Annotated in this window: 12 protein-coding genes and 2 tRNA genes; 11 read left to right on the top strand and 3 right to left on the bottom strand. The window is 52.3% G+C overall.

Translation table 11 applies throughout. The features are described 5' to 3' along the window. Positions 1–28 precede the first annotated feature (28 nt). The 4 genes from rlmE to glmM all read left to right on the top strand — a co-directional run bounded on the left by rlmE (position 29) and on the right by glmM (position 4,966). A complete protein-coding gene (gene rlmE, locus QNN86_RS17255; RefSeq protein ID WP_004106110.1) occupies positions 29–658 on the top strand; it encodes a 23S rRNA (uridine(2552)-2'-O)-methyltransferase RlmE in 630 nt (209 codons plus the stop codon). Between the two features lie 99 nt (positions 659–757). Next, positions 758–2,689 carry an ATP-dependent zinc metalloprotease FtsH gene (ftsH, locus tag QNN86_RS17250; protein WP_115257388.1) on the top strand — a complete coding sequence of 644 codons (1,932 nt, stop codon included), beginning with the start codon at positions 758–760 and terminating at the stop codon, positions 2,687–2,689. Between the two features lie 98 nt (positions 2,690–2,787). Next, entirely contained in the window at positions 2,788–3,636 is an 849-nt protein-coding gene (gene folP / locus QNN86_RS17245; protein WP_096755524.1) for a dihydropteroate synthase, read from the top strand. Then, complete coding sequence (glmM, locus tag QNN86_RS17240; protein ID WP_115257390.1) at positions 3,629–4,966, top strand: phosphoglucosamine mutase; 1,338 nt, start codon at positions 3,629–3,631, stop codon at positions 4,964–4,966. The genes folP and glmM overlap by 8 nt, the downstream gene beginning before the upstream one ends. Positions 4,967–5,009: 43 nt before the next feature. Here the strand turns inward: glmM and dcuC are convergent, their stop codons facing one another. Both dcuC and iadA read right to left on the bottom strand, forming a co-directional pair. After that, the gene (gene dcuC / locus QNN86_RS17235) at positions 5,010–6,476 is read right to left on the bottom strand and encodes a C4-dicarboxylate transporter DcuC (RefSeq protein ID WP_115257391.1); all 1,467 of its coding nucleotides are present in this window, start codon (positions 6,474–6,476) and stop codon (positions 5,010–5,012) included. A gap of 10 nt (positions 6,477–6,486) precedes the next feature. After that, the gene (gene iadA, locus QNN86_RS17230; RefSeq protein ID WP_414211924.1) at positions 6,487–7,620 is read right to left on the bottom strand and encodes a beta-aspartyl-peptidase; all 1,134 of its coding nucleotides are present in this window, start codon (positions 7,618–7,620) and stop codon (positions 6,487–6,489) included. A 151-nt stretch (positions 7,621–7,771) separates the two neighbouring features. On the opposite strand from iadA, the gene QNN86_RS17225 reads away from it, so the two are divergent. From QNN86_RS17225 to QNN86_RS17215, 3 genes are all read left to right on the top strand, one after another. Next, a complete protein-coding gene (locus QNN86_RS17225; protein ID WP_174361208.1) occupies positions 7,772–8,665 on the top strand; it encodes a LysR family transcriptional regulator in 894 nt (297 codons plus the stop codon). 169 nt (positions 8,666–8,834) lie between these two features. After that, complete coding sequence (gene secG, locus QNN86_RS17220; RefSeq protein ID WP_003025000.1) at positions 8,835–9,167, top strand: preprotein translocase subunit SecG; 333 nt, start codon at positions 8,835–8,837, stop codon at positions 9,165–9,167. A gap of 13 nt (positions 9,168–9,180) precedes the next feature. Continuing rightward, positions 9,181–9,267, top strand: a tRNA-Leu gene (locus tag QNN86_RS17215). 213 nt (positions 9,268–9,480) lie between these two features. Here the strand turns inward: QNN86_RS17215 and argG are convergent. Then, complete coding sequence (gene argG / locus QNN86_RS17210) at positions 9,481–10,824, bottom strand: argininosuccinate synthase (RefSeq protein WP_115257395.1); 1,344 nt, start codon at positions 10,822–10,824, stop codon at positions 9,481–9,483. Between the two features lie 345 nt (positions 10,825–11,169). Here argG and QNN86_RS17205 point away from each other — a divergent pair. The 4 genes from QNN86_RS17205 (at position 11,170) to infB (ending at position 16,144) form a co-directional block, all read left to right on the top strand. After that, positions 11,170–11,246: transfer RNA gene (locus QNN86_RS17205), tRNA-Met, on the top strand. Positions 11,247–11,454: 208 nt separating this feature from the next. After that, the gene (gene rimP, locus QNN86_RS17200; protein WP_135911333.1) at positions 11,455–11,907 is read left to right on the top strand and encodes a ribosome maturation factor RimP; all 453 of its coding nucleotides are present in this window, start codon (positions 11,455–11,457) and stop codon (positions 11,905–11,907) included. Positions 11,908–11,935: 28 nt separating this feature from the next. Further along, positions 11,936–13,423 carry a transcription termination factor NusA gene (gene nusA / locus QNN86_RS17195; protein WP_096755531.1) on the top strand — a complete coding sequence of 496 codons (1,488 nt, stop codon included), beginning with the start codon at positions 11,936–11,938 and terminating at the stop codon, positions 13,421–13,423. Positions 13,424–13,447: 24 nt separating this feature from the next. Next, on the top strand, positions 13,448–16,144 hold the full coding sequence (gene infB, locus QNN86_RS17190; RefSeq protein WP_181617988.1) for a translation initiation factor IF-2: 2,697 nt from the start codon (positions 13,448–13,450) through the stop codon (positions 16,142–16,144). Positions 16,145–16,161: the final 17 nt, after the last annotated feature.

The raw sequence follows: 16,161 nt of genomic DNA, 5'->3' as shown, positions 1-16,161 counted from the left end.
ACGATGAACTGCCCGATGGGAAAGTAAAATGACAGGTAAAAAGCGTTCTGCCAGCTCAAGCCGCTGGCTTCAGGAACACTTTAGCGATAAATATGTTCAGCAGGCACAGAAAAAGGGGTTACGTTCCCGTGCCTGGTTTAAACTTGATGAAATACAGCAAAGTGACAAAATTTTTAAACCGGGGATGACGATAGTTGACCTCGGCGCTGCACCCGGTGGCTGGTCGCAATACGCGGTTACGCAGATCGGAAACAGCGGCCGCATTATCGCTTGCGATCTTTTACCTATGGATCCAATCGTTGGTGTGGACTTCCTTCAGGGCGACTTTCGTGATGAATTAGTCCTGAAAGCGTTACTTGAGCGCGTAGGTGACAGTAAAGTACAAGTTGTCATGTCCGATATGGCACCAAATATGTGTGGAACACCGGCGGTGGACATTCCCCGGGCCATGTATTTGGTAGAGCTGGCGCTTGGAATGGCTCGTGATGTATTAGCGCCAGGTGGTAGTTTTGTAGTTAAGGTGTTCCAGGGCGAAGGCTTCGATGAGTATCTAAGAGAGATTCGCTCCCTGTTTACGAAGGTCAAAGTTCGTAAGCCGGACTCTTCCCGCGCTCGTTCGCGTGAAGTGTACATTGTAGCGACCGGGCGTAAACCATAACCGGCAGATTTTAAACGAAAGTTTGAAAGACGCTGGATATAGAGTATCCTGACGCTGTTTTTAACACAGTTGTAATAAGAGGTTAATCCCTTGAGTGACATGGCGAAAAACCTAATACTCTGGCTGGTCATTGCCGTTGTGCTGATGTCAGTATTCCAGAGCTTTGGGCCCAGCGAGTCTAATGGCCGTAAGGTGGATTACTCTACCTTCCTGCAAGAGGTCAATCAGGACCAGGTTCGTGAAGCGCGTATCAACGGACGTGAGATTAACGTTACCAAGAAAGACAGTAACCGTTACACGACCTACATCCCGGTTAACGATCCGAAGCTGCTTGATAACCTGCTGACCAAAAACGTCAAGGTTGTTGGCGAGCCGCCTGAAGAGCCGAGCCTGCTGGCTTCTATCTTCATTTCCTGGTTCCCAATGCTGCTGCTGATTGGTGTCTGGATCTTCTTCATGCGTCAAATGCAGGGCGGGGGTGGCAAAGGCGCCATGTCGTTCGGTAAGAGTAAAGCGCGCATGCTGACGGAAGATCAGATCAAAACCACTTTTGCCGACGTTGCAGGTTGTGACGAAGCGAAAGAAGAGGTGGCTGAGCTGGTTGAGTACCTGCGCGAACCGAGCCGTTTCCAGAAGCTGGGCGGTAAGATCCCGAAAGGCGTCCTGATGGTCGGCCCTCCGGGTACCGGTAAAACCCTGTTGGCAAAAGCCATCGCGGGTGAAGCGAAGGTTCCATTCTTCACAATTTCCGGTTCTGACTTCGTGGAAATGTTCGTTGGTGTGGGCGCATCTCGTGTGCGTGACATGTTCGAACAGGCCAAGAAAGCAGCACCGTGCATCATCTTTATCGATGAAATCGACGCCGTCGGCCGCCAACGTGGCGCGGGTCTGGGCGGTGGTCACGATGAACGTGAGCAGACGCTGAACCAGATGCTGGTTGAGATGGATGGCTTCGAAGGTAACGAAGGTATCATCGTTATCGCTGCAACTAACCGTCCGGACGTTCTTGACCCTGCGCTGTTGCGTCCAGGTCGTTTTGACCGTCAGGTGGTTGTAGGTCTGCCGGACGTTCGTGGTCGTGAGCAGATTCTGAAAGTGCATATGCGTCGCGTACCGCTGTCTCCGGACATCGATGCGGCAATTATTGCCCGCGGTACGCCTGGTTTCTCCGGTGCAGATCTTGCGAACCTGGTGAACGAAGCAGCGTTGTTCGCTGCCCGTGGTAACAAGCGCGTTGTATCGATGGTTGAGTTCGAGAAAGCGAAAGACAAAATCATGATGGGTGCAGAACGTCGCTCCATGGTGATGACGGAAGCGCAGAAAGAATCTACCGCGTACCACGAAGCAGGCCACGCGATTATCGGTCGCCTGGTACCGGAACACGATCCGGTGCACAAAGTAACGATTATTCCACGCGGTCGTGCGTTGGGTGTGACCTTCTTCCTGCCGGAAGGCGATGCAATCAGCGCCAGCCGTCAGAAACTGGAAAGTCAGATCTCTACGCTGTACGGCGGTCGTCTGGCTGAAGAGATTATCTACGGTGCTGAACATGTTTCTACCGGCGCGTCGAACGACATTAAAGTCGCGACTAACCTGGCACGTAACATGGTGACGCAGTGGGGCTTCTCTGAAAAGCTGGGTCCGTTGCTGTACGCGGAAGAAGAAGGCGAAGTGTTCCTCGGTCGTTCTGTTGCTAAAGCAAAACATATGTCCGATGAAACCGCGCGCATTATCGATCAGGAAGTTAAATTGCTGATTGAACGTAACTACGAGCGTGCTCGTCGTCTTCTGAACGATAACCTGGACATTCTGCATTCGATGAAAGATGCGCTCATGAAGTATGAGACCATCGATGCACCGCAGATTGACGATCTGATGGCTCGCCGCGATGTGCGTCCGCCAGCAGGTTGGGAAGAGTCAGGTACGTCTAACAACTCTGGTAATAATGGCACCCCAAGTGCGCCGCGTCCGGTTGATGAACCGACCTCGCCAAATCCGGGTAACATGTCAGAGCAGTTAGGTGACAAATAAGTTATCGTTGCTGATGACCGTGTTTTAATTGAAAACCCTGGGGCTTGCTCCGGGGTTTTTCTTATCTGTATATTCAAGATTTTACCAGGGATAACACTATGAAACTCTTTGCTCAGGGTTCTTCGCTGGATCTCAGCCATCCCCACGTCATGGGGATTTTAAACGTCACGCCGGACTCTTTTTCCGATGGCGGCGCGCACAACACCTTGGTTGAGGCGGTGAAACACGCCAATCTGATGATTAACGCCGGGGCGACTATCATTGATGTGGGTGGCGAATCCACGCGGCCGGGGGCGGCAGACGTCAGCGTAGAAGAAGAACTGGAACGGGTGATCCCGGTCGTTGAGGCCATTGCCCAACGCTTTGAGGTGTGGATCTCGGTAGATACCTCAAAACCGGAGGTGATTCGTGAATGTGCCCGAGTCGGTGCGCATATCATTAATGATATTCGCTCCCTGACAGAACCAGGTGCACTGGAAGCTGCGGCGGAAACTGGATTACCCGTGTGTCTGATGCATATGCAGGGGCAGCCGAAGACCATGCAGGAAGCGCCAAAGTACGAAGATGTTTTTGCTGAGGTAAATCGCTACTTTGTTGAGCAAATAGCACGTTGTGAAAGGGCTGGGATCGCAAAAGATAAATTGTTGCTCGACCCGGGATTCGGTTTCGGTAAAAATCTTACCCACAACTACACATTACTGGCACGCCTGGCAGAGTTTCATCATTTTAATCTGCCGCTGCTGGTCGGGATGTCACGAAAATCAATGATTGGTCAGTTACTGAACGTGGGGCCATCTGAACGTTTGAGCGGAAGCCTGGCATGTGCGGTGATTGCTGCCATGCAGGGCGCGCAGATTATTCGTGTCCATGACGTCAAAGAAACCGTAGAAGCGATGCGTGTGGTGGAAGCCACATTGTCTGCAAAGGAAAAAAAACGCTATGAGTAATCGTAAATATTTTGGCACTGACGGTATCCGCGGTCGCGTTGGCGATACCCCAATTACGCCTGATTTTGTGCTTAAACTGGGTTGGGCGGCAGGAAAAGTGCTGGCACGTCATGGTTCCCGCAAAATCATTATCGGCAAAGATACGCGTATTTCCGGCTATATGCTGGAGTCAGCGCTGGAGGCTGGTTTGGCCGCAGCGGGCCTGTCTGCTTCATTCACCGGGCCAATGCCAACCCCCGCGGTTGCGTATCTGACGCGCGCTTTCCGCGCCGAAGCAGGGATTGTCATCTCTGCCTCGCACAACCCGTTTTATGATAACGGAATTAAGTTCTTCTCCATCGACGGGACCAAATTGCCTGACTCCGTTGAAGAAGCTATCGAAGCCGAGATGGAAAAGCCGCTCACTTGTGTGGACTCTGCTGAACTGGGGAAAGCCAGCCGTATTGTCGATGCTGCGGGCCGCTATATCGAATTTTGCAAAGGTACGTTCCCGAACGAGCTGAGCCTGAACGAGCTAAAAATCGTGGTGGATTGTGCGAACGGCGCGACGTATCACATTGCGCCAAATGTACTCCGTGAACTGGGCGCAAATGTCATTGCGATTGGCTGTGAGCCGGATGGCGTCAACATCAATGAAGAAGTGGGTGCGACCGACGTTCGTGCGCTGCAGGCGCGCGTGATTGCAGAAAAAGCCGATCTGGGTATTGCGCTGGACGGCGATGGTGACCGTGTGATCATGGTGGACCACGAAGGTAACAAGGTCGACGGTGACCAGATCATGTATATCATCGCGCGTGAAGCGTTGCGTCAGGGGCAACTACGCGGTGGCGCTGTCGGTACGCTGATGAGCAACATGGGACTGGAACTGGCGCTGAAGCAGCTGGGTATTCCCTTTGCTCGGGCGAAAGTGGGAGACCGCTACGTGCTGGAAAAAATGCAGGAAAAAGGCTGGCGCATCGGGGCTGAAAACTCAGGGCACGTGATCCTGCTGGATAAAACCACCACCGGTGACGGTATTGTGGCGGGTCTGCAGGTGCTGGCAGCAATGGTACGTAACCATATGAGCCTGCACGACCTGTGCAGCGGTATGAAAATGTTCCCACAACTGCTGGTTAACGTTCGCTTTACCGCCGGTAGCGGCGATCCGCTGGAACATGAAACCGTGAAAGCGGTGATGGCGGACGTTGAAGCGGCGTTGGGTAACCGAGGTCGTGTTCTGCTGCGTAAATCAGGTACTGAGCCGTTAATCCGTGTGATGGTTGAAGGCGAAGATGAAGCGCAGGTTACTGAGTTCGCGCACCGTATTGCAGATGCGGTGAAAGCCGTATAAGTCCTGAAGTTTGAGAGCCGGAGTCCGAGACTCCGGCTTTTTTTTATCCTACTGAAAGTGCCTGTTTGCGTCGATGCTGCCAGAAGTAGCCCCCGGCCATCATCAGTACAAGAGCAGCCAGCCACGGCAGGACCGCCAGCAAATGCCCTGAACGGGCAAATGTCAGGGCAATCATCAGTAACCACCCTCCCAGCATTGGAATTGCGGTACGTTTAACAATATCCACTGGTGATACGCCTGCGATCCCGGCAATGGCAATGATCACGCCAGCAATCGGCGATAACGTCCGGCCAATACCCGCCGAAATCTGAATAGGTAGCATCATCACGGCGATGTCGCTGCCGATATGGCGGCTGATATCCGGCACCATGGGGGCGAAGGAGAAGAACGCGGCATTCCCCGACCCCATCAACGCAGAAATCGCAAAGGTGATCAGCGTCATCAGCAGGATTATCGAGGCGGCACTGAGACCAAATTCACCGGAGAGTGAGAGCAGCGCGTCGACTGCACCAATGGCTTTTAGCCCGGCTGAAAAAACTTCACCCGCGATAATCAACGTTACGACGGTGGCAAACACGCTGCCCATGCTGTCGAACACTTTTTGCACGCCAGCCATCACTTCACGTGCCTTGCGATGACGCCAATACTCGCAAATCAGCGTAATGGCCAGGCTAATCAGAACGGCGGTATCCAGCGTAATTTTGAGCGAGCTAAACAGTAAATCACTGCACAGCAGCATCAATACCAACGGTAGCATCGGCAGAAACAGCCAGGCGATCGGGGCGTGGGTTTCTTCTGTGGCGGTCAACGTTTGCATCTGCTGGGTTACATCGCCGCCGCTTTCCCGGCGATCGAAAAAGCGTTGGACGACAATATGGAGCAGGGCGATGAAAAGAATGACCGGCACGACGATGGGAAGCTGATCGTGAACAAAATAGTTCACCACTTCGATACCCGCTGTTTTGGCGGCAAGGACCGAGTTACCGGAACCGGGTCCGAATTCAACCGCACAGGTACTGGCGATAACGGCGGCAACGGCGGCACGGCTGCAGCCAAGACGGGTGAGCAGCGGGTAAAGCGTTGCCATCAGCAGCAAACCCAACCCCGTGGCGCTGCTGATAAACAGCGACAAAAATTGCCCCAGCAGCAACGCCAGCCCCAGCAGGAGATACGGTGAGTTCAGACGCTGTAATGGACGCGAAGTCACCCGAACCAGCACCTGACTGGCACCAATGGCTGACATATAGGTGGCAAAGCCGCCAATCAGCATAATTTGCAGACCAAGGCCACCCAGGCGCACGCTCAGGGTATCGCGGATAAACTCAAACGCATCAAAGGGGCCAAACCCGGTGCTTTTCTTCACCAGGCTACTGAGCGTGGTCATTCCGCTAAAATGGGCGATGAGTAGCAATACAATCCCGGTGAGCAGCAGCACGGACTGGGGATGGTACTTTTTCAGGATCAGCCGTCCGGCAAAGACAATGGCGACTAGCGCCAGCAATAAAGACATTCTTTCATCCTCACTCAAAGTTGCCGTTGACCAAACACTCTCCATCGCGCAGTAACGGCCTACCCGCGGCGAACAGATGCGCCAGCGACAGGTCATCATTGAGGACGCAAATATCGGCACGTTCTCCGGCACAAAGCTTGCCGCCGGAAATTCCCAGCGAGCATGCAACGTTTGCCGTCATCATGGCCACGGCCTGTGCGATCGGAATGCCGACATCAATCAGGCGAGGGAGCAAAGCAAGGTTACCACCTACCGGCGCTGCCGTGAGTCCTTCAACCATGCCCTGTGCATTAAAGCGCGGCACGCTGCCATTGCCATCCGAGCTGATGGTGATGCGATCGGCAGGCACTTGAGCCTCCAGCGCGTGGAGAATGGCCTCTTCCTGGGGCATAAAACGGCTACCGCCAGACGTCACGTCAATGTGGCCGCCGCGATGGGCGAAAGCGATCGCCTGGTTGAACAGGGCTTCGGTTCTGGCCACGTGAGTCGGTGAAATATGGTGGATTGGAATACCGGCATCGCAAAGCGCGATAAGTTGCGACATGCCTTCTGGCAGGTTGCCCAGGTGCACATGCAGCAGCCCTTTTTTCCCCGCCAGCAGTGAGGCCACGCGGATATCGCTGACGATTCTCAACAGTTCCTGGAATGAGGGATATGAACCCCGATGATCGGCGAGGGCGATTTTAACGCCGAGAATGGCCGGGATAAAGGTCATGTCTTCGCGAATGGATTGCGTAATCGTCGGGCTGGGTACCGCGTAAGCCCCAGTGTGCATAAACGCGCGCACGCCCTCCAGATTCAGCGACTGCATTTTGGCGTACAGATCTTTGGGCGAGCGAGAAATGGCATCGGTGCCCAGCACGCCGACGACCGTCGTAATGCCAGCTTGAAGCAGATCGCGCAGTTTTACGGCAGGCGTTCGGCTGGCAAATCCTGCTTCACCACCGCCGCCGGTCAGATGGACATGCTGGTCGATAATCCCCGGAATTACCCATTTACCCCGGCAATCGATGACCTCGTTGACGCCATCGAAACGTGAAATATCGTTGCCTACCGCCACAATACGATCGGCATATATGAGCAGAGAGCAGAGGCCTAAATCCTCCGGGGAAATGACACGGGCATTAGTCAGTAAAGTAAACATATTAGTCCTGTCAAACGTCAAGGGGAGGGAGACTCGGCAGGTGAAACAGAATATTGTTGTTATGCGGTCCACACTAAAGCCATTACTATAACTGTGACTATTTCCGATTTGTTATCGGAGGATACGGATATGGAATGGTGGAGAATGCGACGTGGATAGTAAGTGGTTAGATGATTTCCTGGCTTTAAGTCAGCATGGGAATTACTCCCAGGCCGCCATACAGCGGCATATTACTCAGCCTGCGCTAAGTCGGCGTATTAAAGCGCTGGAAGAGACGTTAGGCGTCCCGCTATTTGATCGTACCACGACACCCGTTACGTTAACCCGTTATGGTGAACGGTTTGAACCCTATGCCCGGCATGTCCTCAGTATGCTGACGGAGGCGCGTCATGAGCTGGCCGCCATGATGCCGGTAACGGAAAATACGCTGGTGATGGTCAGTCTTCACACGCTGTCGGTGAATATCCTGCCTGACATGATCAATTACCTGCGCCAAAGCGAACCGCAATTAAGTTTTACGGTAAACGCCAGCATCCAGGGAATTGATAATCACTTTAACGCGCTGATAAACCGGCAAATTGATTTTCTGGTAACCTACGATTTGCCGTCTTCGCAGCCGGGGCTGGAGATTGTCGGGGGGCTAAAACGCTCATTGTGGCGATATGAGCGGTTCATCCCGGTGATTTCAGCCCAACTGGCGGACAAGCTTGATTCTCCAGATGCTCCGATTCCCTGGCTTTGCTACAGCGACTATACCTTTGTCAGACGCATTATCGATCCGCTAGAGCAACAGGTTCACCCACGACTGAAAAAGGTCTTTGAGAGTGGGTTAAGCGAAACAATCCGGGAAATGGTGCTGCGCCATATGGGAATGGCATGGTTGCCCGAGTCGATGGTGGCTGAAGAATTAGTGAATAATGAAATTATCCACTGTTGGCCAGATAATTCAGATCTGATAGGTGAAATCCCGGTTGTTGTTTGGGCAAACCTTGACGATCAGCGACCCGTGATGCAGCGATGCTGGGATAAATTGCTGCGTTTTTGATTGATGTGGCGATTTTTTCTTCAGTTGATACAATACACTTAAATTGCCCTTGCGAAGGTTATTCGCATTGGTTAGTATTCACACCCGCTTCAGTGGGAAACAGTTAAACATTCCCGCTTTAATGGTCGAAGCATTGGTACGCGGCAACTCCGCAAGGAACAGGTTGATTATGCACGAAGCTCTTTTAGTAGTTTTCCTTATTGTAGCAATTGGCCTGGTAGGCTTGATCATGCTGCAGCAAGGCAAAGGCGCTGATATGGGAGCCTCTTTTGGCGCAGGCGCTTCTGGTACACTGTTTGGTTCAAGTGGTTCTGGTAACTTCATGACCCGAATGACAGCCGTATTGGGAACCTTGTTCTTCATTATCAGTCTGGTGCTGGGTAACATGAACAGCAATAAGACCAATAAAGGAAGTGAGTGGGAAAATCTGAGTGCACCGGCGAAAACCGAGCAAACTCAGCCAGCTGCTCCGGCTCAGCCGACCAGCGATATCCCGCGCTAATAGTAGTATCTGTGCTGAGGTGGTGGAATTGGTAGACACGCTACCTTGAGGTGGTAGTGCCCTAACGGGCTTGTGGGTTCGAGTCCCATCCTCAGTACCAATATTCCGAAAGAAAGACGCTGAAAAGCGTCTTTTTTTTCGTCTGTCATTTGTGGCTGCTCCGTAGGCCTGATAAGCGTAGCGCCATCAGGCGATGTAATAATGTCGGATGGCGGTGTAAACACCTTATCCGACCTACGGAGCAGCAGAGCATCCCTGTATTCCGCGCATAAAAAAGGCCGCTTACGCGGCCTTTTGTCATTTCTGTTGGCGATTATTTCGCTTTGTTTTCCAGATTCTCTACCTGCGGCAGACCGGTGGCGGAAGAGGCGGTCAGCAGGCCTGACTGGGCGTAGCCGAACAGCTTCTCACGGGTATCGGTAATATCCAGGTTACGCATAGTCAACTGACCGATACGATCGTCCGGTGAGAAGACGGAATCCCCTTTCTCCATGGTCAGACGTTCTGGCTTGTAGGTCAGGTTGTCGGAGACGGTATTCATAATGGAATAGTCGTTACCGCGACGCAGTTCCAGTGTGACTTCGCCGGTGATTTGGCTTGCAACCCAACGCTGCAGACCGTCACGTAGCATCAGCGCCTGGGAGTCGAACCAGCGACCCTGGTACAGCAGACGACCCAGTTGGCGGCCGTGAGCGTGATACTGCTCAATGGTATCTTCATTGTGAATACCGGTCAGCAGACGTTCGTAGGCGATATGCAGCAGCGCCATCCCCGGGGCTTCGTAAATGCCACGGCTTTTCGCTTCGATAATACGGTTTTCAATCTGATCGCTCATGCCCAGACCATGACGGCCGCCAATGCGGTTGGCTTCCATCATCATCTCAACATCGTCGCTGAAGGTTTTGCCGTTCAGCGCAACCGGATGTCCCTGCTCAAAACGTACGGTCACTTCTTCCGCCGGGATCTTCACGCTTTCATCCCAGAACTTGACGCCCATAATCGGGTTAACGATCTTCAGGCTGGAGTTAAGGAATTCCAGATCTTTCGCTTCGTGCGTAGCGCCGAGCATGTTGGAGTCAGTGGAATACGCTTTTTCGACAGACATTTTGTAGTCGAAACCGCAGGCGATCATAAATTCAGACATCTCATGGCGACCGCCGAGTTCGTCAATGAAGTCAGTGTCCAGCCATGGTTTGTAAATCTGCAGTTCGGCATTGGTCAGCAGACCGTAGCGATAGAAACGCTCAATATCGTTGCCTTTATAGGTACTGCCGTCACCCCAGATATTCACACCGTCATCTTTCATGGCGGCCACCAACATGGTGCCGGTCACCGCGCGGCCTAGTGGCGTGGTGTTGAAATAGGTCAGTCCGCCGGTGGTGTTATGGAATGCACCACATTGAATCGCTGCGATCCCTTCGGCAACCAGTTGCTTGCGGCAATCAACCAGGCGAGCGTTCTCAGCACCATATTCCATTGCACGGCGAGGGATGGCGTCATAGTCATCCTCATCCGGCTGTCCCAAATTCGCAGTATATGCATATGGGACAGCCCCTTTTTGTCGCATCCACAGCAGTGCAGCACTGGTGTCCAGGCCGCCAGAAAAAGCGATACCAATACGTTGACCTACCGGGAGATGCTTGAGAATCGTCGTCATAAAATAAAACCCTGCTTGATAGACTGGTGAAGAGGTTGGTTTTTTATGCCAAATGCATTTTTATGCAAAATAAATGAGTTTTCATTTAATCACCTTTTAACGGTGACAGGAAGAGTTTAGTGATAATTTCGTTAAATAACGGCGTTGAAGGCAGATTTATCTTTGTTGCACTTTGCTAAATTTGTGCGGGCTGGCATTCATTCATTTGCATAGTAGTAACAAGGTTGACATAAGGGATAGAAAATCAATATACTGTGCGCAGATTTTACGTCCCGTCCTCGGTACCAAATCCCAGCAGTATTTGCATTTTTTACCCAAAGCGAGTAAAATTTGCCACGTTTCAGGCGCGGGGTGGAGCAGCCTGGTAGCTCGTCGGGCTCATAACCCGAAGGTCGTCGGTTCAAATCCGGCCCCCGCAACCACTTTCCCTTAGAGTTCTTTTTCAAATATACTGTGAAGACTTAGGCCTTCGTAGCTGGATTTGAAAAAAAATTCTTTCGGAAGGTTCTCCGAACCGCAGGTGCGGTTATAGGGTTCAGTTATCTAAAGCCCCGATTTATCGGGGTTTTTTGTTATCTGATTACAGAATAACTGGGCTTTAGGCCCTTTTTTTATGTCTTGGGGGTGGGCTTGTCCACATTAGAGCAAAAATTAACAGAGATGATTAAAGCACCAGTTGAAGCCTTGGGCTACGAGCTGGTCGGCATCGAATTTATTCGTGGTCGCACATCCACACTGCGCATCTATATTGATAGTGAAGATGGCATCAATGTTGATGATTGTGCTGATGTGAGCCACCAGGTTAGCGCCGTGATGGACGTTGAAGATCCGATCACCGTTGCTTATAACCTGGAAGTCTCCTCGCCGGGTCTCGACCGTCCTATGTTCACGGCTGAACACTACGTGCGTTTCCTGGGTGAAGAAGTCACGCTGGTTCTTCGTATGGCGGTACAAAATCGCCGTAAATGGCAGGGCGTTATCAAAGCGGTGGATGGTGAGATGATCACTGTCACAGTCGACGGTAAAGATGAAGTGTTCGCGCTGAGTAATATCCAGAAGGCGAACCTGGTTCCCCACTTTTAACAGTCTGGATTGAGGTGAAAAGCCCGCGATGAACAAAGAAATTTTGGCTGTTGTTGAAGCCGTATCCAATGAAAAATCGCTGCCACGCGAGAAAATTTTTGAAGCGCTGGAAAGTGCGCTGGCTACAGCAACAAAGAAAAAATACGAACAAGAGATCGACGTTCGCGTAGAAATCGATCGTAAAAGCGGTGATTTCGATACCTTCCGCCGTTGGGTAATTGTGGAAGAAGTCACTCAGCCAACCAAAGAAATTACTCTGGAAGCCGCACGTTACGAAGACGAGAGTCTGAACGTGGGTGAATACGTTGAAGACCAGATTGAATCAGTCACCTTTGACCGTATCACCACCCAGACGGCGAAACAGGTTATCGTACAGAAAGTACGTGAAGCTGAACGTGCGATGGTTGTTGATCAATTCCGCGAGCACGAAGGCGAGATCGTCACCGGTGTGGTGAAGAAAGTTAACCGTGACAACATTGCGCTGGACCTCGGCAGCAATGCTGAAGCCGTGATCCTGCGTGAAGACATGCTGCCGCGTGAAAACTTCCGCCCGGGTGACCGTATCCGTGGTGTTCTGTACTCCGTTCGCCCGGAAGCACGTGGCGCGCAACTGTTTGTGACGCGTTCCAAACCGGAAATGCTGATTGAACTGTTCCGCATTGAAGTGCCAGAAATCGGCGAAGAAGTGATTGAAATTAAAGCGGCGGCTCGCGATCCGGGTTCTCGTGCGAAAATCGCGGTGAAAACCAACGATAAGCGTATCGATCCGGTGGGTGCTTGCGTAGGTATGCGCGGTGCACGCGTTCAGGCGGTTTCTACCGAACTGGGCGGCGAACGTATCGATATCGTCCTGTGGGATGATAACCCGGCACAGTTCGTGATCAACGCAATGGCGCCTGCAGACGTCGCGTCTATCGTGGTGGATGAAGATAAACACACCATGGATATCGCGGTTGAAGCCGGTAACCTGGCTCAGGCGATTGGACGTAATGGTCAGAACGTCCGCCTGGCTTCACAATTGAGCGGTTGGGAACTCAACGTAATGACCGTTGATGACCTGCAGGCTAAGCATCAGGCTGAAGCGCATGCTGCTATTGATACCTTCACCAAATATCTCGATATCGATGAAGATTTCGCGACGGTTCTGGTAGAAGAAGGTTTTGCTACGCTGGAAGAGCTGGCCTACGTGCCAATGAAAGAGCTTCTGGCAATCGACGGCCTGGATGAAGCAACCGTTGAAGCGCTGCGCGAGCGTGCTAAAAACGCACTGACCACTCTGGCACTGGCCCAGGAAGAAAGCCTCGGTGATAACAAACCGGCTGACGATCTGCTGAATCTGGAAGGATTAGATCGTGATATGGCCTTCAAACTGGCTGCCCGTGGTGTTTGTACGCTGGAAGATCTCGCTGAACAGGGCATTGATGATCTGGCTGATATCGAAGGGTTGACCGACGAAAAAGCCGGTGAGCTGATTATGGCTGCCCGTAATATTTGCTGGTTCGGCGACGAAGCGTAATAAACTGTAGCAGGAAGGAACAGTATGACAGATGTAACCGTAAAAACGCTGGCTGCAGAGATACAGACCTCCGTGGATCGCCTGGTACAGCAATTTGCTGATGCAGGTATCCCGAAGTCTGCTGACGACGCTGTGTCCGCACAAGAGAAACAAACCTTACTGGCGCACCTGAACCGTGAGAACGGCTCTGCACCAGATAAGTTGACATTGCAGCGTAAAACGCGCAGTACTCTCAATATTCCTGGTACCGGTGGAAAAAGTAAATCGGTACAAATCGAAGTCCGCAAGACACGCACCTTTGTGAAACGCGATCCGCAAGAGGCAGAACGCCTTGCCGCGGAAGAGCAGGCGCAGCGTGAAGCGGAAGAGCAAGCCCGTCGTGAGGCAGAAGAAACTGCTAAACGCGAGGCGCAACAAAAAGCCGAACGTGAGGCCGCAGAACAAGCTAAACGTGAAGCCGCTGATAAAGCGAAACGTGAAGCTGCGGAAAAAGACAAAGTGAGCAATCAACAGACCGACGATATGACTAAAACCGCCCAGGCCGAAAAAGCCCGCCGTGAAAATGAAGCCGCAGAACTGAAGCGTAAAGCGGAAGAAGAAGCGCGTCGCAAGCTTGAAGAAGAAGCTCGCCGTGTGGCTGAAGAAGCCCGTCGTATGGCGGAAGAAAATGCCGGTGTTTGGGCAGAGCAAGAGAAAGCAAAAGGTGAAGAGGATAAGACCGATTATCACGTCACCACTTCTCAGCATGCTCGCCAGGCAGAAGACGAAAACGATCGCGAAGTAGAAGGCGGCCGTGGCCGTACGCGTACTGCGACGAAAGCTGCTCGTCCTCAGAAGAAAGGCAATAAGCACGCTGAATCTAAAGCCGATCGCGAAGAAGCACGTGCTGCTGGTCGCGGTGGTAAAGGTGGCAAGCGTAAAGGTTCTTCCCTGCAGCAAGGCTTCCAGAAGCCAGCTCAGGCCGTTAACCGTGACGTTGTGATTGGCGAAACCATCACCGTTGGCGACTTAGCGAACAAGATGGCGGTTAAAGGTTCTCAGGTCATCAAAGCGATGATGAAGCTGGGTGCGATGGCCACCATCAACCAGGTCATCGATCAGGAAACCGCACAGTTGGTTGCTGAAGAGATGGGCCACAAAGTTATCCTGCGTCGTGAAAACGAGCTGGAAGAAGCGGTAATGAGCGACCGTGACACTGGCGCAGCGGCTGAACCGCGTGCACCGGTTGTGACCATCATGGGTCACGTTGACCACGGTAAAACCTCTCTGCTGGACTACATTCGTTCAACGAAAGTCGCCTCTGGCGAAGCGGGCGGCATTACCCAGCACATTGGTGCATACCACGTTGAAACTGACAACGGTATGATCACCTTCCTGGATACCCCGGGGCACGCCGCGTTTACCTCTATGCGTGCTCGTGGTGCACAGGCAACAGATATCGTTGTTCTGGTTGTTGCAGCAGATGATGGCGTGATGCCTCAGACCATTGAAGCTATCCAGCATGCGAAAGCAGCGCAGGTGCCGATGGTTGTTGCAGTCAACAAAATCGATAAGCCAGAAGCCGATATGGATCGCGTTAAGAACGAACTGTCTCAGTACGGCGTTATGCCGGAAGAGTGGGGCGGCGAATCTCAGTTCATCCCTGTTTCTGCGAAAGCAGGTACCGGTATTGATGACCTGTTGAACGCTATCCTGCTGCAGGCTGAAGTTCTGGAGCTGAAAGCGATTCGTAAAGGTATGGCAAGCGGTGCGGTAATCGAATCCTTCTTGGACAAAGGTCGTGGCCCAGTTGCTACCGTCCTGGTTCGTGAAGGTACCCTGAATAAGGGCGATATCGTACTGTGTGGCTTCGAATATGGCCGCGTTCGTGCAATGCGTAACGAACTGGGTCAGGAAGTCCTGGAAGCAGGTCCGTCTATTCCAGTTGAAATCCTGGGTCTGTCCGGCGTTCCGGCTGCGGGTGACGAAGTTACCGTCGTACGTGACGAGAAAAAAGCGCGTGAAGTTGCACTGTATCGTCAGGGCAAATTCCGTGAAGTTAAACTGGCTCGCCAGCAGAAATCTAAACTCGAGAACATGTTCGCCAACATGACCGAAGGCGAAGTTCACGAAGTGAACGTTGTCCTGAAAGCTGACGTTCAGGGTTCTGTCGAAGCGATCTCCGACTCCTTGCTGAAACTGTCTACCGACGAAGTGAAAGTGAAGATCATCGGTTCCGGCGTAGGTGGTATCACCGAAACCGACGCCACGCTGGCTGCGGCATCCAACGCGATTCTGGTTGGCTTCAACGTTCGTGCTGATGCCTCTGCACGTAAAGTGATTGAATCTGAAAGCCTGGATCTGCGTTACTACTCCGTCATCTATCACCTGATCGACGAAGTGAAAGCGGCGATGAGCGGCATGCTGTCTCCGGAACTGAAACAGCAGATCATCGGTCTGGCTGAAGTACGTGACGTGTTCAAATCACCGAAATTTGGCGCCATCGCAGGTTGTATGGTTACCGAAGGTACGATTAAACGTCACAACCCAATCCGCGTTCTGCGTGACAACGTGGTTATCTATGAAGGCGAGCTGGAATCCCTGCGCCGCTTCAAAGATGACGTTAACGAAGTCCGTAACGGCATGGAATGTGGTATCGGCGTTAAGAACTACAACGACGTTCGCGTTGGCGATATGATCGAAGTGTTCGAAATCATCGAGATCAAACGTACCATCGCATAATTTTCGTCGTCTTTTGG

Source organism: Citrobacter sp. C348 (assembly GCF_047467975.1).
GTDB lineage: Bacteria > Pseudomonadota > Gammaproteobacteria > Enterobacterales > Enterobacteriaceae > Citrobacter > Citrobacter gillenii.
The sequence above is the reverse complement of the archived record's forward strand: the minus strand, read 5'-3'. Positions and strand labels throughout refer to the sequence as shown.